The 24,934-nt window shown below is 43.9% G+C and carries 22 protein-coding genes; 12 read left to right on the forward strand and 10 right to left on the reverse strand.

The genetic code is table 11. The features are described 5' to 3' along the window. Positions 1-169 precede the first annotated feature (169 nt). Positions 170-1,162: a c-type cytochrome gene (locus tag P2W83_RS15385; RefSeq protein WP_276134649.1), complete on the forward strand. Its 993-nt coding sequence runs from the start codon at positions 170-172 to the stop codon at positions 1,160-1,162. Between the two features lie 74 nt (positions 1,163-1,236). On the opposite strand, the gene P2W83_RS15390 is transcribed toward P2W83_RS15385, so the two are convergent. Together P2W83_RS15390 and dprA are read right to left on the reverse strand one after the other, a co-directional pair. Beyond that, on the reverse strand, positions 1,237-2,760 hold the full coding sequence (locus P2W83_RS15390) for a hypothetical protein (protein WP_276134650.1): 1,524 nt from the start codon (positions 2,758-2,760) through the stop codon (positions 1,237-1,239). 247 nt (positions 2,761-3,007) lie between these two features. Next, positions 3,008-4,120, reverse strand: a complete 1,113-nt coding sequence (gene dprA, locus P2W83_RS15395) for a DNA-processing protein DprA (RefSeq protein ID WP_276134651.1) — start codon at positions 4,118-4,120, stop codon at positions 3,008-3,010. A gap of 70 nt (positions 4,121-4,190) precedes the next feature. Here dprA and P2W83_RS15400 point away from each other — a divergent pair, with 70 nt between their 5' ends. Further along, positions 4,191-4,709: a DUF6438 domain-containing protein gene (locus P2W83_RS15400; protein WP_276134652.1), complete on the forward strand. Its 519-nt coding sequence runs from the start codon at positions 4,191-4,193 to the stop codon at positions 4,707-4,709. 46 nt (positions 4,710-4,755) lie between these two features. Here the strand turns inward: P2W83_RS15400 and P2W83_RS15405 are convergent, their stop codons facing one another. Further along, on the reverse strand, positions 4,756-5,103 hold the full coding sequence (locus tag P2W83_RS15405) for a 4Fe-4S dicluster domain-containing protein (RefSeq protein ID WP_276134653.1): 348 nt from the start codon (positions 5,101-5,103) through the stop codon (positions 4,756-4,758). 57 nt (positions 5,104-5,160) lie between these two features. On the opposite strand from P2W83_RS15405, the gene P2W83_RS15410 reads away from it, so the two are divergent. After that, positions 5,161-6,153: an acyl-CoA reductase gene (locus tag P2W83_RS15410; RefSeq protein WP_276134654.1), complete on the forward strand. Its 993-nt coding sequence runs from the start codon at positions 5,161-5,163 to the stop codon at positions 6,151-6,153. A gap of 55 nt (positions 6,154-6,208) precedes the next feature. On the opposite strand, the gene P2W83_RS15415 is transcribed toward P2W83_RS15410, so the two are convergent. The 3 genes from P2W83_RS15415 to P2W83_RS15425 are packed head-to-tail and all read right to left on the reverse strand — an operon-like array spanning position 6,209 to position 11,093. After that, the gene (locus P2W83_RS15415; RefSeq protein ID WP_276134655.1) at positions 6,209-8,173 is read right to left on the reverse strand and encodes a peptidylprolyl isomerase; all 1,965 of its coding nucleotides are present in this window, start codon (positions 8,171-8,173) and stop codon (positions 6,209-6,211) included. A gap of 22 nt (positions 8,174-8,195) precedes the next feature. Continuing rightward, the gene (locus P2W83_RS15420) at positions 8,196-9,635 is read right to left on the reverse strand and encodes a TlpA family protein disulfide reductase (protein WP_276134656.1); all 1,440 of its coding nucleotides are present in this window, start codon (positions 9,633-9,635) and stop codon (positions 8,196-8,198) included. 9 nt (positions 9,636-9,644) lie between these two features. Continuing rightward, positions 9,645-11,093, reverse strand: a complete 1,449-nt coding sequence (locus tag P2W83_RS15425) for a DUF5106 domain-containing protein (protein ID WP_276134657.1) — start codon at positions 11,091-11,093, stop codon at positions 9,645-9,647. A gap of 128 nt (positions 11,094-11,221) precedes the next feature. On the opposite strand from P2W83_RS15425, the gene rlmD reads away from it, so the two are divergent. After that, on the forward strand, positions 11,222-12,634 hold the full coding sequence (rlmD, locus tag P2W83_RS15430) for a 23S rRNA (uracil(1939)-C(5))-methyltransferase RlmD (protein WP_276134658.1): 1,413 nt from the start codon (positions 11,222-11,224) through the stop codon (positions 12,632-12,634). Positions 12,635-12,638: 4 nt separating this feature from the next. On the opposite strand, the gene P2W83_RS15435 is transcribed toward rlmD, so the two are convergent. Further along, complete coding sequence (locus P2W83_RS15435; protein WP_276134659.1) at positions 12,639-13,361, reverse strand: RDD family protein; 723 nt, start codon at positions 13,359-13,361, stop codon at positions 12,639-12,641. A 60-nt stretch (positions 13,362-13,421) separates the two neighbouring features. On the opposite strand from P2W83_RS15435, the gene P2W83_RS15440 reads away from it, so the two are divergent. From P2W83_RS15440 to lysS, 7 genes are all read left to right on the forward strand, one after another. After that, the gene (locus P2W83_RS15440; protein WP_276134660.1) at positions 13,422-14,366 is read left to right on the forward strand and encodes a stage II sporulation protein M; all 945 of its coding nucleotides are present in this window, start codon (positions 13,422-13,424) and stop codon (positions 14,364-14,366) included. Between the two features lie 5 nt (positions 14,367-14,371). Next, positions 14,372-15,043: a DUF4129 domain-containing protein gene (locus P2W83_RS15445; protein WP_276134661.1), complete on the forward strand. Its 672-nt coding sequence runs from the start codon at positions 14,372-14,374 to the stop codon at positions 15,041-15,043. A gap of 38 nt (positions 15,044-15,081) precedes the next feature. Beyond that, complete coding sequence (locus P2W83_RS15450; RefSeq protein ID WP_276134662.1) at positions 15,082-16,323, forward strand: DUF4350 domain-containing protein; 1,242 nt, start codon at positions 15,082-15,084, stop codon at positions 16,321-16,323. After that, positions 16,286-17,269, forward strand: coding sequence for an AAA family ATPase (locus P2W83_RS15455; RefSeq protein ID WP_276134663.1), 984 nt, complete (start codon positions 16,286-16,288; stop codon positions 17,267-17,269). The genes P2W83_RS15450 and P2W83_RS15455 overlap by 38 nt, the downstream gene beginning before the upstream one ends. A gap of 5 nt (positions 17,270-17,274) precedes the next feature. Then, positions 17,275-18,609 (forward strand): DUF58 domain-containing protein, encoded by a 1,335-nt coding sequence (locus tag P2W83_RS15460; RefSeq protein WP_276134664.1) that lies wholly within the window; start codon positions 17,275-17,277, stop codon positions 18,607-18,609. 203 nt (positions 18,610-18,812) lie between these two features. Further along, positions 18,813-19,790, forward strand: coding sequence for a WD40/YVTN/BNR-like repeat-containing protein (locus P2W83_RS15465; protein WP_276134665.1), 978 nt, complete (start codon positions 18,813-18,815; stop codon positions 19,788-19,790). A 96-nt stretch (positions 19,791-19,886) separates the two neighbouring features. Further along, entirely contained in the window at positions 19,887-21,407 is a 1,521-nt protein-coding gene (gene lysS, locus P2W83_RS15470; protein ID WP_276134666.1) for a lysine--tRNA ligase, read from the forward strand. A gap of 103 nt (positions 21,408-21,510) precedes the next feature. Here the strand turns inward: lysS and P2W83_RS15475 are convergent, their stop codons facing one another. Beyond that, the gene (locus P2W83_RS15475; RefSeq protein ID WP_276134667.1) at positions 21,511-22,764 is read right to left on the reverse strand and encodes a DUF6515 family protein; all 1,254 of its coding nucleotides are present in this window, start codon (positions 22,762-22,764) and stop codon (positions 21,511-21,513) included. Positions 22,765-23,021: 257 nt separating this feature from the next. Here P2W83_RS15475 and P2W83_RS15480 point away from each other — a divergent pair, with 257 nt between their 5' ends. Continuing rightward, a complete protein-coding gene (locus P2W83_RS15480; RefSeq protein ID WP_276134668.1) occupies positions 23,022-23,630 on the forward strand; it encodes a DUF1684 domain-containing protein in 609 nt (202 codons plus the stop codon). 196 nt (positions 23,631-23,826) lie between these two features. On the opposite strand, the gene P2W83_RS15485 is transcribed toward P2W83_RS15480, so the two are convergent. After that, a complete protein-coding gene (locus P2W83_RS15485) occupies positions 23,827-24,327 on the reverse strand; it encodes an OmpH/Skp family outer membrane protein (protein ID WP_276134669.1) in 501 nt (166 codons plus the stop codon). A gap of 71 nt (positions 24,328-24,398) precedes the next feature. After that, positions 24,399-24,914 carry an OmpH/Skp family outer membrane protein gene (locus tag P2W83_RS15490; protein WP_276134670.1) on the reverse strand — a complete coding sequence of 172 codons (516 nt, stop codon included), beginning with the start codon at positions 24,912-24,914 and terminating at the stop codon, positions 24,399-24,401. Between the last annotated feature and the right edge of the window lie 20 nt (positions 24,915-24,934).

A 24,934-nucleotide genomic window follows, 5' to 3' on the forward strand; every position in this document is an offset into this window, starting at 1 on the left:
GCAGTTTACCGCAATTTCCCTTGACAACTTGTCGTATTTATTGATTTTCAGCTGCAATTATTACAGAAGAAACCATAATACATGCAATAACAATCAAATAACGTTTACGACACTTGCAATATAAAAACTATGCATTTACATTTGCATGACAATTTACACACACCACATTATGAAGATCGTACTCCGTATTGCACTGGTACTCCTTGTACTTGTTGCAGGTTTCGCCCTCTATGTTCAGTTGGGCTACCGTAAAACATTTGACGAAACCCCTTACCCCACCACCAAGGCCAGCCAGGATCCTGAAATGATCGCACATGGTAAATACCTGGTGTATGGCCCCGCGCACTGCGCCAACTGTCATACAGACAAAGGACAGGAAGCACAAGTGGAAGCCGGCAAAGAACTGCCGCTGATCGGCGGCTTTGAATTAAATATTGGCCCCGGTGTATTCCGTGCCCGCAATCTTACCTCAGACAAAGAAACAGGTATAGGCGCTCTTTCAGACGGCGAGATCGCACGGACCATGCGCTTCAACGTTAACCACCAGGGCGAGGCGATCGTACCGTTTATGCCATTCCAGCAAATGAGCGAATATGATATGGCATGCATCATTTCTTACCTACGCTCCACGCCGCCGGTAAAACATAAAGTTGAGCCATCGGAATATAATTTTCTGGGAAAATTCATCAAGACGTTCATCTTTAAACCCAGCATGCCAACAGAGCCAATCCCAGAGAGGATCGATGCTGATACGACTTCGGAATACGGCAAATACCTGGCTCACTCAGTTGCCAATTGCTATGGCTGCCATACAGACAGAAGCCTAAAAACAGGTGAGTTCATTGGCGAACCTTTTGGTGGCGGTTTTGTTATGGAACCTTCGCCGGAAACAAAGGGCTATGGCTTTGTAACTCCTAACATAACAATAGATGAGACCGGCAAACTGAACGGATGGAGCGAACAGACGTTCATTGCACGCATCAAACAAGGCCGTGTGCATGCTGCTTCACCTATGCCATGGGGCCCTTTCTCAAGAATGAATGAGACAGACATGAAAGCGATCTATCGCTACCTTCAAACTGTTGCCCCGGTTAAGAAAACGATAGCAAAAAGCGTTTATGCTCCTAATGAAATTGAATTGATGCCTAAGCCAAAAGGCTAACAGCAATATTATTAAAATTGAAAAGCCCCTGTGTATGCAGGGGCTTTTGTTTTCAGGTGACCTAGATGGTGGATTTATACTTCTATACCTTTAGGCATTACGATGCGCATACCAGGTACTGAAGTGCCGGCTGGCTTCAACAACGTAATGTATTTACTAACTGAATTGTAGCCGATATATCCGTAACCGTTGGTAGTACGGGCATATGCCGATACAGTGAACGAATAAGCGCAGCTGTGATCAGGAACCCAGTTACCTGACGGAGGAACATTTAGGTTTTGAACACCTACCCAGTTGGGGCCCATTGCCGTGTTGTACGTTTCAGCCTTGATGACTTCGCTGGCGCCGCTACCCCATGCGGCAGTTAACGCATAGCTATGAAGGTTACCCTCCGGATCATGTGCATCAATATTAAACGCAAGGCCGTCAGTGTCGCTGGTGAGTTGTACTATAGCGCATGCACTAACGTTGGCTCCGGCATGTTTTATTGAATTCAATTTCACTACCGGTATTGTATTGTCAATAAACAACGTAAGCGTTTGAGCTGATGTAGGCACCAGAGCATTTGCCGTATTAAAAAACTCAACCTGGAATTGATGCATTCCTTTGTTCAGCGTATTAGAACCAAACTGAAGTAAAAGATCATCAATCGAGAAATCAACAGAAGGCGGCTGCAATTGATAGAAATTATTTGCATCAGGCCCATAGCTTTCTAATACGTAGTCAACACCGTTCCAGCGATAATTGTACCAGGAACTTCTCATATCATCAAAGCTTCCACTAATGCCTTCACGGTGTTTGATCTTATATTTCCTGGCTCCCGCTGCCCACACATTTTGCAGAGTAGTCCGATTACCAATAAGGTTCAAGCCACCTCCAAATGCTGCATTTTCCACGTGGACGTAGTATCCGGCTGCAGTTGTAGCTTTACCCGTTGCGCTGTTTATCTTAGTTGTTGGTATAAGACCAACGCTACCGATAACCGGACCTGCGTCAACAGTTGGCGTAACCGGCTTACGCGAAAAATAGAGGGTATGTAACCCTGCAAAGCTGGTAAAGAAATTAGCAGGCGTGGAATAATCAAAACCAGGAGCTGCAGATGAATGCACTTTTACTCCGAATCTTGTGAAGGGAGGGAATAGAGACGGTGCCAGCGACACATTAAGATGGCTTATCTCAAAACGCAATTTCCAGATCCTGTGCGGCGCAGCAGAATCGGGTGAACTTTCAAATGCAACCTTGCACTTGCTCTGTGTTACTTCATTCAACAAGCCTGTCCATGTGCCAGGGCCTAAATAATATTGACGCCCCATTTTATCAGGCTGACCTGGATACAAGCCGTAATTCACATCAACGTTGGGATTGATGTTACCATTACGGTCGCGATCGAAAGTAAACCAGAAATAGTCTCCGGTACCGGCATCATTGCTGGTATCCTGCACCAGGTCTAGCGCGGCATAAAGAAAGTGCGCATCGTTCTTCAGCAGTAAAAATCCGCCAGGTATTGCCATTTTACCGGCATTTTCCCATACTGCATCGTTGAGTGTTTCAGAAAGAAGAATAGGCGACTGTGCCCACGTTGATAAGACGCTTGACATGATGATGGTTGTTTAAAAATGGTGAAAAGAAATAGTTGTCCCTACAAACGTATCAAACAATTTCGCGCCTGTCAACAACTATTGTAATAAATGATAATTGCTGAAGAGCTTTCAAAACACAGCAGTAGTTTGATAATCAGTTTTAATATTCGCCTAAAAAAAAATAATTGGGAACCGACATTATAAATGAAATCGATAAAGCGGCTATTCCATCAGGTTCTTTAATGTTCGCCCATTCTGTTTAGAATTAATTCATTCTATATTGCTTACCTGGCAGTGCCTTTATTAATCCTTGCATCTCAAGTTGAAGCAAAACAGCCGGTAATTGAGAATTAGCGATGCCCGTTTGGTACAACAACTCATCTGCATGCATCGAATCCTTTGTTTGTAAAAGATCAACAATTTTCTGTTCATCTTCTGATAGTTGAATAAACAATTGCTTTTGCACCGGCTTTTGCTTTTTACCGGTATTCCAATTCATTAGCTCAAGCAGGTCGTCTGCGTTTGTTATCATCGCGGCGACATTAGTGCGTATTAATTCGTTGCATCCTGATGAACGTGTATCGTAAACCCGGCCCGGAAATGCCGCAACTTCCCTATTATAGCTATCTGCGATACGCGCTGTTATCAACGCTCCGCCTTTTATATCGCTTTCAACAACAACCGTAACATCGCTTATTCCGGCAACTATTCTGTTTCTCATTGGGAAGTTTGATCGATCCGGCAAAGTACCAGATGGGAACTCACTCAGCAGACCTCCGTTTTCCATCATTTCTTTTGCTAGTTGTTTATTAGTTGCTGGGTATACTCGATCCAGACCGTGTCCTAGCACACCAACAGTGGGTAAGCCAACTTGTAATGAATATTTATGGGCGAGCGCATCTATACCATGAGCGAGACCGCTTGAAATGACCATATTTTCCTGCCCTTTCAAGCTATTCAGTAACCCCTCTGTTACTCTGTGACCATAATCTGTACTTTTTCTTGTGCCAATCACAGCTACGATCTTCTGCGCATTAAGATCGGTGTTTCCTTTATGATAAAGCAGTACCGGTGCGTCGCTACAATTTTTCAAGCGTTGCGGGTATGTGTCTTCGCCGAACCAAAGAATTTGCACTTGATTCTTCTCAACGTATTTCAATTCTGTTTCAGCCTGCGCGAGCACTTGGGGATCTTTAAACGCTTTCACTCGCGTTTCGGTCAAGCCATCGATCTTCTTTAGCTCCTTCAATGGTGCTTTAAATATTGCAGGAGCATCTCCAAACTGCTCAAGTAATGTCCTCGACCTGCGCGGGCCAATATCCTTAACAAATGTTAATGCTATTCGGTAAAACAGGGTCTCGTTATCAACTGGCAACATATTTGATTGTAACAATTTTAGAACCTACGGAATTTCTAAGGCTTATCTTTGAAACGGAAAATATAAAAAAATGAAGAAAAACATTTTAGCCATTGGTGCTTTGCTTGTGATCGTGCTGACGGCTTGCGCGCAGCAAAAAAAGAATACATCATCAACTACCACGCAAACAACCATCAGCAATAAACAGGCTAAACAGCTAAATTATGTTGGCATGGAACGTACTGCCTGCTTCGGTCGTTGTCCTGCTTACCTTATTGAATTGTATCCTGATGGTCTTGTACGATATACGAGCCGCAATTTCACCGAATACGAGGGAGTCTACGAGAAAAACATCGGCGCACAAAAAACGCAGGAAATAATTACAGACTTCAAAAATTACCGGGTTGATACCTGCCGCAATAACTATGAAGCTTATATTCAAGACTTGCCTGGAATCATCTACACTTTCAAATTCGGCACCACCGAAAAACGCATTACACATGCCGACTTTGGCCCAGGCTACCTAAAAACAATGGCCGATAAGATCGATAAGATCGGCCTGCCGGACAAATCATGGAAAAAAACAGGAGAAGTAAAACAACCTAAATAAGAAGAAAGGCTGCCTAATGGCAGCCTTTCTTCTTATTTAGAAACAACTACAGGTGTAGTTTCTCCTTTTTAGCCAACAATTCATCCACTGTTTCCTGGTACATTTCATCGGGGACACAGCAGTCAACAGGGCATACAGCAGCACACTGGGGTTCTTCATGGAAGCCCTGGCACTCCGTACACTTATTAGGGGTAATATAATATGTATCAACCGCCATAGGTTCATGGCGCTCACTCGCATCGGTATGAGAGCCATCCATTAGTGTAAAATCACCTTTAACAGCAGTTCCGTCAGCGATGGCCCATTCTACTCCACCCTCATATATCGCATTATTCGGGCATTCTGGTTCGCACGCCCCGCAATTGATACATTCGTCAGTTATTTTGATTGCCATTGTTTTTTAGTTTATGTCCCGGCAAATTTACAATTTGCAGCCGGAAATGAAAATGCTATGATTTCGTTAGCTCAGAGAATTGATTTGCTTGTAAAACTTGGAAATTATTTATTATCCGACGATGAGCAGTGGGAAGCCGCGCAATACAGGGCCACAACTATGAACGCGTGGTTTACACTGGATCATATCGAGATGGCGGCCACCAATATCGTCAAAAATTTCCTACAACGAGATAAACTCACCGACTGGATCAAAAGCTATGATTTACCACAAACGCCAAAGACAGTCGGCATCGTGATGGCCGGTAATATTCCGATGGTAGGATTTCATGACTTTCTCTGTGGATTTGTCAGTGGACATAAGCTATTGATCAAACTTTCATCGAAAGACGAAGTACTCATGGCCCATATCGTCAGAAAGCTAACTGAATGGGAGCCAAAGGTTGCGGAGCAGGTGCACATTGCAGAGCAACTAAAAAATTGCGACGCCTATATTGCTACCGGCAGCAATAATACAGCGAGGTATTTTGAACAGTACTTTGCAAAATACCCTAACATCATTCGAAAAAACCGGACTTCTGTTGCAATACTAGACGGGACAGAGACAGAAGAAGAGTTGCACCTTCTGGGCGGCGATATTTTCAACTATTTTGGCTTGGGCTGCAGAAATGTAACTCAGGTGTGCGTACCACGGGATTATGACTTAACGAAACTAATGGATTCGTTTCAGCCATTTGAGAAGCTAATTGAGCACAACAAATACAAGAACAATTTCGACTATTACCTGGCCATTTATTTGCTCAACAAAGTTCACCATTATACCAATAACAGCGTGTTGCTGGTAGAAAATGCATCCCCTTTTTCTGCAGTAAGCGTTGTACACTACCGTCGTTACGACGATAAGCAACAACTCACTAACGAGATGAGCCAAAGTGATGATATACAATGTATCGTTGGCCACGGATTCATACCCTTTGGCAATGCTCAATGTCCCGCTCTGAACGATTACGCAGATGGTGTTGACACGATGGCATTTCTTTGTAGCTTATAAATTTCAAAATAAAAAGGCCGCTTCAAGAGCGGCCTTTTCTTTCTATCTAATTGACTTATTTCACAAGCGACTGAAACTCTTTTTCATTCACTTTCACAGAATACTTCTTCCTGATCTCATCGTTCCACTGCTTCTCCAGGTAATCCTGGTATTCAGCTACAACATAACCACGGGCATCGTCCAGAGACTTTGGAGTTGGCTGATCAAATACTTCGTCCACACGAACCACCTGGTAAGTACCGTCATCCATTTTTTTAGGTTCGGTAGCTTTACCTGCAATAATAGCGGCACGAGGAACTTGCGTGAATTTTGAGAACTCATAGTGACCACGCTGAATGGTAACTGCGTCCGGATTATTGTCAAGATTCATTTTCTTCAGAATATCTTCGTCCTTCAGCTTTTTGTCTGCCATCAACTTTTTACCTTCTTTCAACGCATCCTCGTTCTTGAAACGGTACACAGACCCTGTAAAACCAGGCTCCCAGGTATATTTGTCTTTGCGACTGGCATAAAACGCCTTCAAACCAGATGTGTCGCGAGTTGCCTTGCCCCACACGTTGCGGTCCATCAACTCGAACAACATAATACCATCCCTGTATTCGGTCATCAGGTTTTTGAATTCTGTATGCTCCTCAACTAGCCTGTGTTCTTCTTTATCGGTTACTATAGTCTTGATGTAATTACCGTAGATATCCTTCAGCACTGCAGATTTAGGGCCCATTAAGCGGCCACGGGTCATATTCTCTGCATATTTCATCAGGTCACTCTGCTTGTACTCTACACCACCCAATGCAAATAAAGGCTTGTTCATCTGAAGATATTCATCTGCACTGAACACATTTGCTTTTGCTCCTGTATCGGGTATAGTAGCAACCCTCTTTAACAGCGGATCCAGATTCTCAGGGTATTCTTTGAAACCATTTTTTTGCTTCATCTTTTCAAAGAACATTTCGCGAGCGGTTAGCGAACGCGAGTCGTTGTCAACCTTACGTTTCAACGTCGTCCGCATACTATCCAGGGGTTTCAACGCTCTTTTTTCGATCAACTTAATAATGTGGAATCCATAATCCGTCTGAACCGGAGCCGAAACATCACCCGGTTTCTTCAAAGCAAAAGCAGCTTTTTCAAACTCAGGAGATAACTTACCAACAGCAAATGCCGGTAAAACGCCGTTATCGTTGATAGAATATTTGTCGTCAGAGTATTTTTTTACTAATTGATCAAAAGGAACACCCTGCTTCAACTCTGCCTGGATACTGTCCACTTTTTTACGGGCTGCAGCCAAGCCTTCCTGGCCTTTCGACTTTGAAACAGTAACCAGTATCTGGGCTACCTTTACCTCACCGAGTGCTGGTCGCCTGTCTAGTACCTTAACGATATGATATCCGAATTGAGTGCGGATAATCGGCGATACTTTACCAACAGGAGTGCTGTATGCAGCATTTTCGAAGGGGTATACAGTTTGAAGTGCGGTAATATAACCAACTTCGCCGCCTTTGTCTCTTGAACCGCGATCTTCTGAGAACTGTTTAGCCAACTGGGCAAAATCAGCACCTTTTTTTATTGCTGTCGCAATACTATCGATCTTGCGATATGGAGCAACCGTATCTGCCGAAGTAGCGGTCATCGATGACATGATCATGATGTGCGCAACTTTCACTTCTTCTTTCATCCGGCCATATGCCTCTTCCAACAGCTTATTGCTCAATTGCTCATCTGTAAGATAGTTCCTTGCAAGCTGCTTCCTGTAGTTATTCAGCTCGGTTTCTATCGAAGAAAGCGTATCCAAATGCTGTAACTCAGCTTCTTTCACTTTCATACGAAACAGCGAATAGAGATCAAGATATTCTCTCAACGCAGCTTCTGAATAATCAGGCTTTTTGTTAATACTGTTTTTCTGATAAACCCTTAAAAATTCTTCTTTGCTAACAGGGTTATTGCCAAATGTGAATAAGGTTTGAGCATAACCTGAACTGATGAACAGGCCTGCAGCAAAACATGATAATACCAGCTTTCGCATTGTGTATGTTAGTTGTTTTATTTTAAGATTTAGCTTTTGCTTGTTTACGTTCCAGCATATCGAGCAGAGATACTATGTTGCTATGATCTAACCTCTTACCCCTGATGATCTTTTTCTCATCAAGCAAATATATGACAGGCGTGCTGTAAATATCATAGTCGGCTCTGTATCTTGACGTGCGCTGAGGATCGTGCACATGTATCCATTCTGTTAATCCATCCTTTTTCAATATAGTACGCAGTTCTTCGTCGGTACCGCTGTTTTTCACAGCGTAAATCTTCACGCCCCGGCCTTTTAGTACTGCCTTATACAACGAATCGAGGATAGGCATTTCCTTTTGACAGTGACCGCAATCGGGCGCCCAGAACACCACCAGCGTATATTTTGCTTTCACGTCATGAAGAGAGTGGATCAGCTTGGGATTATTTATATCCGGAAGTTTGATCTCCGGAGCCAAATTACCTATCACGTTAGGCGCAATGCTATGTGCCCGCTCTACATATTTTTGCAATTGATCTCCTTCCAACCACCACGCATCACCCTTCATGAAGTAATTTTCAACCAGGTAAACAAATACGGCATCCATACCCATGATCTTGCTGGTTTCTGCGTTGCGCGTCAACCACCAAAGCGTGTATTTAAAAAGATCTTTACTAGGTCTTGCTTTGGCCAGTAGCATATCGCTTTCCTTGATCACACTATCTTCCAATGGCAACACCAGCTTGTTCATGTATTCGTCAAGTTTGGCGTCAAAAATGGGTGTGTTAATAAGACGATCCTCAGTAAAATCGAATTTATCCCAATAGTGAGACTTATAATACGTGTAATTGAACATGGAATCGATCGTGCCATCTGAGCGTTTATCCTGATCTTTTGGAACTTCCGGCATCTCCATGGCATTGAAAATGTCCGTTAGAAATCTTTCCGGGTGTTTCTTTGCGTAGTCGCGCCTATATTCTACCAGCGACTTTCCAATAGTTTCGTATTTTTTATTGATCGCAGTTGTATCCGTTTTTGTCTTGGCTTTAGCGATCTCCACATTGTATTGTTCCTGTTTTTCACCAAAACCTTTCAGGAACCTCATGTAGTCCAGAAAATCGTCATTTGCCGGCGAGTTTTTGAATTTTAGAGAATAAGGCAATCCCTCAACTGGCGCCGTTATGTCTATCTCATCGCCATTATCCAATAAAAACTCAAAATATGTCTTTTTATCACCTAATAAGATCATGTAAATGCCACCAAGAATGCTATCCTTACTCTTAAAAGAGACTGTACCTGTCTTGTCGAAAAAAGCCGAGTCTGACTTATAAATAGTTGGCAGCGGCTTGCCGTAATAATGCGCCAGGAAAGCAATGCTATCTGTCACCCCAGGCATTTTAACTGTAACGCGGTAGCCATCTTTGGCAAGAACATTCTGGCTTAATACTAATAGGCAAATAAGTGTAAATAACGAGCGTTGCATCGTGTAAGTTTATGATTTTTTCTGAGAATTTGGTGTGTGTCCTGATTCTAATATTTCTATTAGCTGCAGAATATTTTCATGTCCGACTCTCCTTCCCTGGATGATTTTTCTTTCATCAAGTAAATATACGGTCGGCGTGCCGTAAACATCATACAAGTCGCGATAATTGGATGTATGTTTCGGGTCATACACATTCACCCAATCGTTGATCTTTAGTTTATCGATCTTTTCCTTCCATATCTTCAAATCGCTATCTGTACGCACCGCAAATATTCTGACACCCTTATCTTTCAACACAGCCCTGTATAGAGAATCTAGCTTAGGTACCTCCTCGAGGCAACTTCCACATGTTGGCGACCAAAAAATAAGTAACGTGTATTTAGCTTTTAATCCTAACAAGGAATGTTCTTTGTTCTCGAGATCGATCATCTTCAATTCGGGCGCCACATTACCAATCACGTTAGGAGCTATTTTTTGGGCACGATCAACATATTTTGCAAGCATGTCGGAACTTAGCCAGTAAGCATCACCCTTCATATAGTAATTCTCAACCAAGTGGATAAATGCTTCATCCATACCCATGATCTTACTGTATTGTGCAAACTGTGCCAGGTTATGCAGAGTGTACTTGAACAGCTCCTTAGTACCGCGGGTCTTTTCCAACAACTTATCGGCCTCTGCTGAAAACGTGTCGGGTATCTGAGGAATGACCTTATTGAAATACTCGTCGAGCTTACTGTCGTAGATAGGAGTTAATACAAGTCTGTCGTCACGGAAATCAAATTTGTCCCAATAGTGTGCACGATAATAGTCATACGGAAACATTGAATCTACCTTTCCATCAGGAAGGTAATGTTTACCTTCTGGAACTTTGGGCACTTCCATCGCGTTGAAAATGTTGGCTAGTAAAGAACCAGGATATTTTGCTACATAATCCGTGCGGTACGACGTCACTAACTTACCCTCAGCTGCCGACTTTTCGAAAACCAACACCGAGTCAGTTTTAGTTTTAGCCTTCGCAAGTTCTTGTTGATACTGTTGTTGTTTGAGAGAATACTCTCCTAAATACCTGATATACGATATGAATCGATCATTTTCCGGTGAGTTCTTAAAATTAAGCCCAACTGGTAATTCGCTCGCTTTAGCTGTTATGGAAATATCGTCCCCATTATTCAGAAGGAATTCAAAATAGGTTTTCTTGTCACTTAGCAGGACAATGTAAATACCGCCCACAATAGTATCCTTGCTTTGAAGAATAGCCATGCCTGTTTTGTCAAAACGCGCAGAATCTATCTTGTAGATCGTAGGCAGTGGCTTGCCATAATAGTGCGCAAGATATACCTGCGAATCAGCAAGATTTACATCTGTGAATTTAATCCCGACACGGTAGCCATTTCCTGCAAATGCAAAATTTGTTAGACCTGCCAGGAGCAACAGGGTCAATAAAGTCTGTCTCATTCTTGTATTATTGTGAAACCCAATGCCAATCAGGCATTTATGGTACTTGTCCAAAATTAAACAATACAGACAGTCTATCCTAATCTATCGTTTGTAACTTTGCACCTCATTTAACTTAATTTTTGCATTTGTCACGTAAGAAGAAACCTCAGATTAATAATATCACTATTGATGCCTACGCCGCGGAAGGGAAAAGCATCGCACATCTGGAAGAAGGCAAAGTACTATTTGTCGAAAATGCCATTCCCGGTGACGTAGTGAATGTACGCGTAACAAAGAACAAAAAGAGCTGGGCCGAGGGTAAAGTCCTGGAGCTGGTTCAGCCATCTCCTGACCGTGTAGATCCATTCTGTCCTCACTTCGGCACTTGTGGTGGGTGCAAATGGCAAATGCTCCCCTACTCCCAGCAACTGAAATATAAGCAACAGCAGGTCCTAGACCAGCTGCAGCGAATTGGCCAGATCGAACTGCCCGAAATGCAACCCATAATGGGCAGCAAAGAGGAACGATATTACCGTAACAAGTTGGAATTTACTTTTTGCACACACCGCTACAGGACTGTGGAAGAGATACGCGAAGCCGGCGATGCAGTATTCCCTCAAGAACCCGTTCTGGGCTTCCATGCTCCTGGACTATTCGATAAAGTGGTGGAAATACACACCTGCTATCTGCAAAAGGAACCGACAAACATTTTGCTGAACGTACTCAGGAATTATGCCGAGGCGAATAAGCTACCCTATTACGACTATCGCAGCCACTCCGGCTGGCTCCGGAATGTGGTGATCCGCGTCGCCAGAACCGGAGAAATACTTATTAACCTTGTATTGGGATCTGAGGACAAACCAAAACGAAAGGCTATACTCGATCACATGCTGGCCAATATACCCGGTATCACCACACTCCACTATACCATAAATCCTAAAGTAAACGACAGCATTCACGACCTCGAAGTACACACATACGCGGGCAAGGGCTATATCGAGGAAACACTGGAAGATTTTCGCTTCAAGATATCCCCTAAATCTTTCTTCCAGACCAACACTTACCAGGCGGAGGAGCTATATAAGGTGACACGCGAATTTGCCGGGCTTACCGGTACCGAAACGCTATATGACCTCTATTGTGGAACTGGCAGTATTGGAATATTCTGCTCGAAACAGGCAAAAAAAGTGATTGGCATCGAAGTAATAGAGGATGCGGTGAAAGATGCCTACAAAAATGCCGAAATGAACGGACTACTGCATTGCGAGTTCTTTGCGGGCGACGTGTCAGATATCTGCACCGACGATTTTTTTGCAACACATGGCCGACCAGATGTGATCATTACAGACCCCCCAAGGGCCGGTATGCACGAAAAACTGGTTCAGCAGCTATTAAAAATGCGAGCTCCCAAAGTCGTATACGTAAGTTGCAACCCTGCGACCCAGGCGCGCGACCTTAAACTGCTTGACGAGGCATATCGTGTTACCAGGTTACAGCCGGTTGACATGTTCCCACATACACATCATATTGAGAATGTGGCGCTATTGGAACTCCGATAACTATTTATTTAGTGAGAAAGTTGTAATCGCTGAGCAGGCGAAATAACAATTCGCGTGGCTCCAGGTCGGTATCGATCTGGAGTACTTCTTTGATCCGTTGACTTACCTGCTGGATATATTCTTCGTTATCGCTACTGCCTTCTCGCATCTCCAGCAGGCCACGTATGCCATTTATGTCACGATCCGTAAGTTTCATTACTTGCGGGAAAAGCACTTTATAGCCCTTCTCTGAAACCTCCAGGTAAATAGTCTCCTGCAGCTTTGTTTGCTCCCGCTGATCGATAACAATGGTGCCAGCAACGAGGTCGCCGAGACGCTGATTATGGCGGGTAAGTGAAAGCGAGAAAATTGCAGCAGCACCCATGGTAATGCCAATATCGACGATCCGGAAAATCCACCGGAGCAAATATTGGCTTAATGTCGCTTCGCGGCCGCTTATGTCCATAACCTTTAATCCCATTGCAATCTTCCCAACTGACCGTCCCTCGGCATATAACTCCATAAAAAGGTGGTAAGAGTAGGCTGGAATAACAGTCAACAGCATGGTCAACGTATCGCCAAGCGCCTCATTAATACCGGTTACCGGCGCTACAAACCGCAGCATACCGAATATGAAACAATAAATGATGAGCACATCAATGAGCCATGCCAGGAGGCGTTTATGTATAGGCGCCAGGCTGAATTCCAGATCGATATTAAAGGCTGTCGGAACGGTTATTATACTCATTGGCCAGAACAAATGTAAAAGATATTACTATACCTTATAACTTTACTTTCTGCAAACATCATGCGCGAGGGACAGTTCATAAAGAGAAATATTGACCGCTGGAAAAATTATGAGGAGCCAAGCCAGGATCCTGATGAGATAGCGAAAAGGTTTACGTACCTGGTTGATGACCTTTCTTACGCCAAAACGTTCTACCCGTTCAGCAATACGGTTAAATATATCAATGGGTTGGCTGCCCATATCTACCTTTCTATTTACAAGAACAAAAAAGAAAAACGCAGCCGGTTTCTGGGATTCTGGACCACTGAGCTGCCTCTTATTGTTGCCAAACATCACAAGACGCTTCTCTATACGTTTGCGTTCTTTATCGCATTTGTATCAATAGGTGTATTTTCTTCTGCACACGATCAGTCTTTTGTTCGTGCGATACTCGGCGACAGTTATGTTGATATGACCGAACAGAACATTGCAGCCGGAGATCCTTTTGGAGTATACAAAAAGCAAAATGAGCTGTCCATGTTCCTACGCATTGCCTTTAACAATATCAGCGTTGCTTTTTACTGTTTCGCCATGGGCATCTTTGCGGGAGTAGGAACGTTATACGTATTGTTTCAGAACGGATTAATGCTGGGCGTGTTTGAACACCTGTTCTTCAAGCACGGGTTAGGTATTCAATCGCTGCTTGTTGTGTTCATCCACGGTACGCTCGAGATCTCAGCAATTGTAATCGCAGGCTCAGCGGGAATGATCATAGGCAATGCGATTCTATTCCCCAAAACATTTACGCGACTCCAATCGCTTACCCGCGCAGCGCGGGACGCAGTGAAAATCGTTGCAGCACTTGTCCCAATTTTTGTCATTGCCGCTTTTTTTGAAGGTTTTGTAACCCGGCATACCAATATGCCTGCCTGGCTCAGCGTGGCGATACTGGCATTATCATTGCTCTTTATTCTTTGGTATTTTGTCTTTTACCCAAAAAAACTAAGCAGGCGGGCAAGGTTATGACACGGATGAGCACAATTTTTCGATGTCTTACAACGGCAGGATTGTCATTTGCTTGCACATGCGTATTTGCAGCAGCTGATATCGATCGCAAATGGAACGAACTCATCAACGATCCGGCCTTCCATTATCGGGATCAGAAAGAAGCACTACAGAAAGTAGAACCGGCACAAAACAATATTCTGGATAAACTCGGCGGCTTACTATTGACATTCTTCACCAGTCCGACTGGTAAGTTCATCGGTTGGATTGTATTTTTCGTTTTTCTGGCCTGGACCTTGTTTAAGATCTTTACCGGAAACGTTCCACTTTTCGGTAAAAAACCAAAAACCGTACGCGAAACGCCAGTCGAAAACCTTGAAGAAACTCTGGTCAACACTAACTGGGAGCACCATCTTCAACTCGCTATACAGAATGCCGATAACCGGCTGGCAATAAGGTATAGTTTTATGCGTATGTTGCAGCTACTGCAACAAAACAACCTGATTCATTTTGAGGACAACAAAACCAATACTGACTATTATAACGAGCTAAAGCGAATAGAGCTAAAAAATGATTTCAGGCAGCTGAGCAAACAATATGAATATACATGGTATGGACACATCGGAATTTCAGACGAAGCGTACCATACGTACATGAACACATTCGCCAACCTGAAAAGCACTTTGCCACAATCATGAGGTATGTTTTTCAAATAATTGGTTGCCTTGCAGTCCTCATGCTGTCAGGCTGTTTCTCAGACAAAAAAAAGACCAATTGGCAGGTCACACTGGCATCAGACGACAAAAATCCATACGGTAGTTACCTGGCTTTTCAATCGCTTGCGCTATACTTTCCTAACAAACTGGTAGAAACGTTGCCCAGGGGTTTTCGGTATACCTCAATTGACGAGGGAATAAACTCACAGAAAAACCAAAAACAGTTGCTGGTCTTGCTCGGGCTTGACCTCTTTGTTTCAGAAAGCGAACTGGAATCATTGCTATCATTCGCGCGCAGGGGCAACGAGGTACTAATATTCAGCAGTACCTTGGATCCTAAGATCGAAGACGCATTTGGTTGTTACAAACAGGCACGCGGACTGGAAGAAGTAAAACTGTCAGACGAAAATACAGGCCGGCAAAATATCGACGCACTTTCGCTCAAGTTACAAACTAATAAGACCTTTGGATATGAGGGCAGATCTCTGCAAGGCTATTTTCAGCTAAAAAACCTCCCTGCAGACAGCGTGCAAACCGACAATAAATTGTTTTCCACTGTTCCAGATAGTTTGGGATTTTTCAAGAACACGCCAAATTTTATAAGGTACAATATTGGTCGCGGCCATATTGCCTTTCATGCAGCACCGCTTGTAATGAGCAACTATTTCCTCCTACAAAAAAATAACAGGCAATACCTCGATGGCATCTGGCAAACAATACCTAGCGACATTAGCGCAATATACTGGAACGAGTACTTCAAGCACAGTAGTGAAGGCGCTGATCTCGGAGTACTATGGAAATATCCCGCCACCCGTTGGGCACTGATCATAGCCGCCATTACACTTCTCATTTATGTCGCCTTTGAAAGCAAGCGCCGACAGCGCATTATTCCCATCATAGAAAAACCTGAAAATAGTTCAGTATCTTTCATAGAAACAGTGGGGCGCCTGTACTATAACACCGGCGACCACAATAACATTGCCGAGAAGATCATACAGCATTTCCTCGAATGGGTACGACTGAGTTATCATTTGAATACCAATGAACTCAATGAACATTTTGCCACACAACTTGCTCATAAATCGGGCCTTGACATCGATGAGGTGCAACATGTTGTGCGTAGCATTCATAACATCAGGCTAAGAAATATCGGCGTTGATGAGATGACTTTAGTAGCACTACACCAGCAACTCGAGCATTTTTATAATAACCACACGAATACCAATGGACATTCAAGGCACCAATCAGCCACAGCATATTGATACAGCCCCACTCATTCAGCTTGTAGAGGACGTTCAGCAACAGATCGAGAAGGTTGTTGTTGGTCAGCGTTCCATGATAGAATTATTACTTGCCGGATTGCTTGCAGACGGTCATATTCTGATAGAAGGAGTGCCAGGTGTCGCAAAGACCCTGACCTCAAAATTACTTTCAAGGCTGATCAATGCTCATTTTTCCAGGATACAATTTACACCAGACCTGATGCCCAGCGATGTACTGGGAACCAATGTCTTCAATCCGCAAACCGCCACCTTTCAATTCAAAGCAGGGCCTATTTTCGGCAATATTGTTTTGATTGACGAGATAAACCGCGCCCCTGCAAAGACTCAGGCCGCGCTATTTGAGGTGATGGAGGAACGACAAATTACAATAGACGGGCAATCGCACAAGTTACATGCACCCTTCATGGTCATAGCCACACAAAACCCTATTGAACACGAGGGTACCTACCGCTTGCCCGAAGCACAGCTCGACCGTTTTTTATTGAAGATCGTTGTGGGCTACCCCACCCTTGACGAAGAAGTGACCATATTAGAGCGCAGCAATCAGCAACCTATTTCAGAGCTGCTTCAAACCGTTGAGCCAATCATTACTGCACAAGTGCTTCAGTATGCCCGTAGCCAGGTGAGAGGTGTACATGTAGAGCCACGGCTGATAAAATTTATTGCTGAACTGGTGCAGGAAACCCGCAACGATAAGTCGCTTTATATCGGAGCTTCGCCACGTGCGTCTGTTGCGTTATTGCAATTGTCCAAAGCTTTATGCGTACTTCGCGAACGGAGCTTTGTAATACCGGAAGATATTCTGATGGCAGCCCCCGCAGTGTTACGCCATCGTATCAGCCTTACACCTGAAAGAGAAATGGAAGGCATAACAACCGATGATGTTTTGAAAGAGATAATGGGTAGACTGGAAATCCCGCGTTAGATAAAATGTTTAGCTACTACATAGGAAACTTGTTTCTGCGCAGCCGTTGGTTCTTGATGATGGCAAGCGTTGTTGTAGCATTTTTGCTTTCCTTTTTCTTTCCTGCACTTTATGAATGGGTTGTTGCATATGCTGCGCTGGCGGTTATCCTGTCAATTGCCGACTATGTACTTCTCTTTGGGGGCGACAAAACAGTCCGGATCAACCGCGACCTACCGCAACGCTTCAGCCTCGGCGATGAAAACATAATCAAAATCAAACTTACAAGCACATTTCCCTTTGCTGTTAACGTATCCGTCATCGAAGAATTACCGGAACAATTTCAACAAAGGAATTTTCAAAGACACCAAAAGCTGCCGCCAAGACAAAGCCAGGAGCTCTTCTTCAAACTCAGTCCAAAAACACGCGGCGAATATGAATTTGGGGAGACGATCTGTTATATTTCCTCACCGCTCAATCTTCTGCAACGGCGCGTAAAGGCTAGAAATGCAACGACTGTAAAAGCATATCCTTCTTATCAACAGTTGAAAAAATATCAACTGTTGGCGCTGAGCAATACTCCGCAGTCGGGAGTAAAAAAGACCCGGCGTATTGGGCATAGCATGGAGTTCGAAAAGATCAAAAACTATGTTCATGGCGATGATGTACGCACTATAAACTGGAAAGCGACAGCACGCACAAGCAACCTAATGGTGAATACTTTTACTGACACTCGTCAGCAGCAGGTGTATTGCCTGATAGACAAGGGCCGCATTATGAAAATGCCCTTTGACGAAATGACGCTTCTCGACTACTCTATCAATTCAGCATTGGCATTGTCGAACATCGTACTCATGAAGCATGATCGTGCAGGTCTTATCACATTCAGCAACACGATCAATACAGTTGTTGCTGCTGAAAAAAGAACCGGTCAACTTAATTTCATATTGGAGGCTTTGTACCACCAGCAAACCGATTTCATGGAAAGTGACTACGAAGCACTGTCACACTTCTTGCATAATCGGGTAACACAGCGCAGCTGCCTATTGCTATTCACCAACTTCGAAACAATGGCTTCACTCGAACGGCAATTGCCCTACTTGAAAAGAATAGCGTCCAGACATCTTCTTTGCGTGATCTTCTTTCAAAATACATTACTGCAACAAATACACACTACTCAACCTAATACGACTGAAGGTATTTACATCAAAACCATCGCCGACAGGTTTGCTTACGAAAAAAGGCAGATCGTCAAGGAACTAAGGCGACAGGGCATTATTTCGATCCTGACAACCCCGAAGGATCTGACGATAAACACCATCAACAAATATCTTGAACTAAAAGCCAGGCAACTTACCTGATTTGTCATAAAACGGTTTGCAGGATATCATTTTCACGTCATATCTAGTGCCGGCTCTCTGCGTTCAAATATTGGCAATTACCTTTAATTCTGACCCGGACGCCAGCCATATAAGCACGTTCATCAGGGATTATTTTGATACTTCTACTCGCGAGCCTGTTATTTTTATAGCAGGCTTTTTTATTTTAGCAGGCTTATTATCAGATGCATATTCGATTTAATATTGTCTTAGCAGCCTCAGTTGCACTTCTATCTACTCTTTTTGCATGTAAAAAAGAGAAACTGGATTGGCAGCAGGTGCAAAAACTGGAAAGTCACTGCAACCACAGGCTGAACAATATTTATTTTTTAAACGACACACTTGGGTACACAGTTGGCGGATTACGTTTTGATAAATCAACCATCCTTGTTACGAAAGATGGTGGTAACACCTGGGAGCTGCACGACATTCCTGAAGCTGGGAAAAGCATTTTCAATGTGGCTCAAAAACCAACCGGCGAGGTCTATGCTGTTGGATTCGATGGTAAATTGCTTAGAACTACGGATGGCGGCGATAACTGGAGCTTTTTCCAAATGAATAGCTACCAGCCCTACAAAGACCTTACGTTCATCGAACCCTCTACTGGTATTATTATTGGGGGCATCAGCTTCAATTACGGTGTAATGGCCTACATCGATGATCAAAACGATATTTACCGTTACGACACCTTCAACTACGAGCTGAACGATATAGAAATGCTGGACAACCGAACCGGGTATATTAGCGGTTACGGCGTCGTACTTAAAACTGCTGACGGAGCTGTAAAGTGGAAATTGCAGGACATTAAAAACGATAACTTCACGGCAATACACGCTCAAAGTGAAAATGAATTATGGGTGTGCGGCTATAATGGCAGTATTTATTACACCAGCAATGGCGGTGAAAAATGGGAACAATTTCGCTCCGGCAATGATATCAAAAAGCCTCGCTACCGGCTCCTGGACATCTATTTTAAGGACCGTACCAACGGCTGGGCTGTTGGTGAGGAAGGGGTTGTCATCCATACCACAGATGGAGGCCACAGCTGGGACCTATATAAAAAATTTACCAGCAACGCCCTTAGATGCATTACCCAAACTCCCGATGGACAGCTGATCGTCTGCGGCGATAATGGCAGCTTATACAAGCTATTGGCACACTAACACAAATACCTTTAGGCTTTTGCCTGTTTACTTATTATTTTTGCACACATTTTTCCGGTATGTTCGCCGGAACACTTATCATAATTCTAGTATTTAATGCAAGCAACATTAAGCGAACAGGAAGTTGTCCGCAGAGAGAAACTAAGGGAACTACAGGATCTGGGCATCGACCCTTACCCTGCCCCATTGTTTGAAGTTACGCATACTGCCAGCCAGATAAAGGAAACTTACACAGAAGAAAAAAAGGAAGAGTTCAAACAGGTTTCCATCGCAGGCCGTATCATGAGCGTCCGCGATATGGGTAAGGCAAATTTTGCCGTTATCCAGGACAGCACCAGCCGCATTCAGATATACATCAAACGCGATGACATTTGCCCCGACGAGGATAAAACGCTGTACAGTACCGTTTGGAAGAAACTGATGGATATTGGCGATGTGATCGGAGTCAAGGGCTTTGTGTTTACCACCAAGACCGGCGAAACTTCCATACATGTTGAGAAGTTCACATTGCTTTCAAAGGCCCTTCGTCCGCTGCCAATAGTAAAAGAAAAAGACGGCGAAGTATTTGACGCAGTAACTGACCTGGAATTCAAATACCGTCAGCGGTACGCAGACCTGATCGTAAATCCGAATGTCCGTGATACGTTCATCCGCATCACAAAAATGAAGAACGCCATCCGTTCTTTCCTGAACGACCGTGGTGCACTGGAAGTTGATACTCCGGTACTGCAAAGCATACCTGGAGGAGCTATAGCCCGTCCATTCGTTACACACCATAACGCACTCGATATTCCGTTGTACCTACGTATTGCTAACGAACTGTACCTGAAGCGCCTTATAGTAGGCGGCTTCGACTGGGTATATGAGTTCAGCCGCAACTTCCGTAACGAGGGTATGGATCGTACGCACAACCCGGAATTTACCATACTAGAGTTCTACGTAGCATACAAAGACTACCTCTGGATGATGGAGACTACCGAGCAAATGCTTGAAGAGACCGCCATCGCAACCAATGGAAGTACAAAGACGATTGTCAATACCGTTGAGATCGACTTTAAAGCGCCATATAAACGTATCAGCATCTTCGACGCAATCAAAGAGCATACAGGTTTCGACATTAGCCAAATGAACGAAGACCAATTGCGTGATGTATGTAAGCAACTGAGGATCGAAACTGATCCTTCAATGGGTAAGGGAAAACTGATAGACGAAATATTCGGCGGGAAATGCGAAATGCACTATATCCAGCCAACGTTCATTACCGACTACCCTATAGAAATGAGCCCGCTTACCAAAAAGCACCGCGACAAACCGGGCCTGGTTGAACGTTTCGAGCTGATCATTAACGGTAAGGAAATAGCGAATGCTTATACCGAGCTTAATGATCCGATAGACCAGCGCGACCGTTTTGAAGACCAGGTTCGCCTGATGGAGCGTGGCGACGATGAAGCAATGTATATCGACTATGATTTCCTTCGCGCATTGGAATATGGCATGCCACCAACAGCAGGTATCGGCTTTGGAATTGAAAGGCTAGCTATGCTGTTGACAGGACAAGTGTCAATACAAGATGTACTACTCTTCCCGCAAATGAGACCTGAAAAGACAAATGATTAAATAGGAAAAAGCCCGCTGAACAGCGGGCTTTTTTGGTTTATAGAAGGACCCCGTCTTTATAACGCTTCGTTATAAATACTTTTTGTATCAAAAAATGGACTTATCATTCCACATACATTACTTCATACATGTTCTTACCATTTACTACAACAGGTTGGTAGAATGTATCACCATACTGCAGTAGTTTCAGGTCACCTACCTGTACCTCTTGCGCGCCTTCCGGAACGTGCTCTACCAGAGCGCCCGCAGTTGGTGGTACCACCTGGTAACCACTACCACTTTGCTCGTAGTAAGCGCCGCCATAGTAATATTGATTACTAACGCCCTCACCTCCTACTGTCTCGTAGCCACTAGGCAGCTCATTAATGGTTGCACCAACAGGCGCTTGTACCACAGTGTATCCACCTTCGCTAGGTGTATAATACACACCCTGGTCGTAGTAGTAATCATCATCATTATCATCATCGTCATCAGCAATAGCGACGATCGCTGCTGTTGTTGCCAGACCTGCTGCAACGTATCCCCATGGATGCCAGCCAGAACCCCAGCTATAAGGTGACCAGCCATGATAGCCATAACCATAGTGTCCATAATACTGACGACCACCATATCCATAACCCGGACGGCTATAGGCAGCGTTACCACGTCTTACTGCAGTGTTTCTCGTATTACCCGCAATAACCGTTCTGCTTCTATCCACATTTCTTGTGCGATCACCCCTTGAACGATCTACTGTACGATCACCCCTTGAACGATCTACATTCCTTTCGCGGTTGCGGATGTCTGTATTCCTGTTACCAATATTCCTATCACCAACATTCCTGTTGCCAATATTCCTGTTACCGATATTGTCCGGACGGTGTATATTCCTATCGCTACCCAGGTTTCTTTCCCTGTTACCAATATTGCCACGATCCGTTGGGCGATTACCGATATTACCTGGACGGTTACCGATATTGCCGCGATCCACCGGGCGATTACCGATATTACCACGATTCATAGCTGGCCTTTGTGCAGGACGAGCTCCACCACCAACTCCACCACGACCAGCACCAACGGCTGGCCTTTGAGCAGGACGCTGCATTGCGGGTCGTTGTGCAGGACGCTGCATTGAACGTGCGGGCGCTGATGGTCTTGATGCCCTCGATGGACGAGCTCCACCACCAAATCCGCCACCACCGCGACCACCGCCGCCGCCACGCATTCCACCGCCGCCACCGCGGCCACCACCACCTCGGCCGCCACCGCGACCACCTCTTTGAGCCATAACGTCAAGGCTATCCAACATCAATACCGTAAATAATAGAAGGACTATCTTCCCGATGTACTGTCTACTTATTGTCTTCACTATTCCCATAACCCTTAGTTTTTTGCAGTATATGCAATGTACATGCCTCCGCATGTTATAACCAACTTAAAGCCGCTGTGGCTTGCTAATGAAATAGATTGTTTGTGCAAAATATCCTTTGAAAATTAATGCGGGCAAACATACCCTGTTAATTATTCGCCTCAGCCGTTTAGCTATTAGCGCCAACAATTACAATAGTTTGTATAGACCTCACTCTGGTTAATAAATAGATAGAGCAATTGCTGGGCGCTTCTTAACTTTATTTGATGAGATCGATATTTTTTGCAGCATTGCTTATGGCATGTTTCTTCGATAGCAAGGCCCAAACCTACCGCGACAGTATAATTCTTCATCGTCAGCACTATAAGGAAGAGTTCGTCACTGAGGAACGTAGTCCACTTAAAGGGAATGATACCGCTTATCTAAGATTTTTTGCTCCTGATGAGCGGTTTAAAGTCAATGCTGAGCTAACGCTGACACCTGATGCAAAAGAGTTTGACATGCCAACCCACAGTGGCAAAAAAAAGCTGTACAGGCAATACGGACTACTAACGTTCAGGTTGAAAAACAAAACCTGTAGCTTGCAGGTTTTCCAAAGCCAGGCCCTCCTCAAAGATCCAAAATATAAAGACCACTTGTTCGTACCATTTACCGACCTGACAACCTACGAGGAAACATATGGCGGAGGTCGCTACATCGACTTATCTTTAAAAGACATCAACAACGGAAAGATCGCGATCGATTTTAACAAAGCTTACAATCCATACTGTGCCTATGCAGATGGGTTTAACTGCCCGATACCGCCACGCGAAAACCGACTTCCTGTTTCAATAAAAGCGGGAGAAAAACTTTTTGGCAAGGGAACTGAGCATTAAACAACGACCATAAAAATTCTCGTTTCATTCGTCCAGCTCTCTAAGCAGTCAGGAAACTCTTGGGAAAAGTTATAAGCATCCGTAAGTTTATGCAAAGACCAATAACAGATAAAATGGGATAACAGGGAGAGACTTCCCGCAAAAGAAAAAAGAGACGCAATGCGTCTCTTTTTTCTTTTTATAGTTCCCAATGAGCTTATTTAATGCCCAGTTTAGTTTTTACCAGCGGAAGGATATCATCTGTTTCTTTTGCGTACAGCAACACGTTTGAACTTGTATCAAAAACATAGTCGAAACCTTTTTCCTTAGCAACGTCTTTGATCGCTTTATCAGCTTTTTCAAGAACAGGTTTGTAAAGTTCTTCTTTCTTCTTGCCTACTTTCTCTTGCGCGCTTTGGTTGAAACTTTCGATACGGGCTTGCAGATCCTGGATCTCTTTCACCTTAACCTCTTTCACTGCGTCTGACATTGTTTTTTCACTCGCCTGATATGCCTGCACTTTTGACTCATACTCTTTACCCATTGTTTGCAGTTGCTCCTGGAAAGTCTTAGCATATGCTTCGGCATCTGCATTGGCTTTCTTGATCTCAGGCATCGCCTGCAGCAATTCGGCAGAATTGATGTAGCCAAATTTCTGAGCGAAGGTCATGCTGCTCAACAATAATCCGCAAGCGAGGAATAATACGGTTTTTTTCATTTTTATAATCTGGTCTTTATTAAATTGGTATTAGGTGCAAATGTAATTTTACCGGTGCAAAGTAAATGCCATTATTTGTTTATTCCAAGCAATTTTAACACATCGTCGCTTCGGTCAAGCTTAGGGTCTGCGTAAAATATACTAATGCCTGCGGCCTTATCAAGTACCAGGTCGAAGGCCCTGGAGGTAGCCATTTTTTGGGTGGCGTTGTATACTTTATCCTGAATTGGCTTTACAAGTTTCTGGCGTTCTTTGAAAAGATCACCTTCGTAACCAAACCTTTGGCGCTGCAAGTCTTTTACTGCTTTCTCTTTTTGCACGATCTCGTCCTCACGTTTCTTTCGCATATCGTCGCTCAGCATCGCGCGCTCAGCCTGATAGCTTTTATACATGCGCTCTACATCGGCCATGCGGTTGTCTATCTCTGTTTGCCAGGTTTTAGACAATTGGTCGAGCTTCGTCTGGGCATCTTTATATTCTACCATCCTGTCCAGGATGTACTTGGAATCGATAACACAATAGCGCTGTGCCGATGCCGCAATGGTAACACCAAGCAAAATAGCAATGCTCAAAAGTAGTTTCTTCATAGCTGTCTCCATTTTATGCT

It is taken from the genome of Polluticoccus soli, assembly GCF_029269745.1.
Classification (GTDB): Bacteria; Bacteroidota; Bacteroidia; order Chitinophagales; family Chitinophagaceae; genus Polluticoccus; species Polluticoccus soli.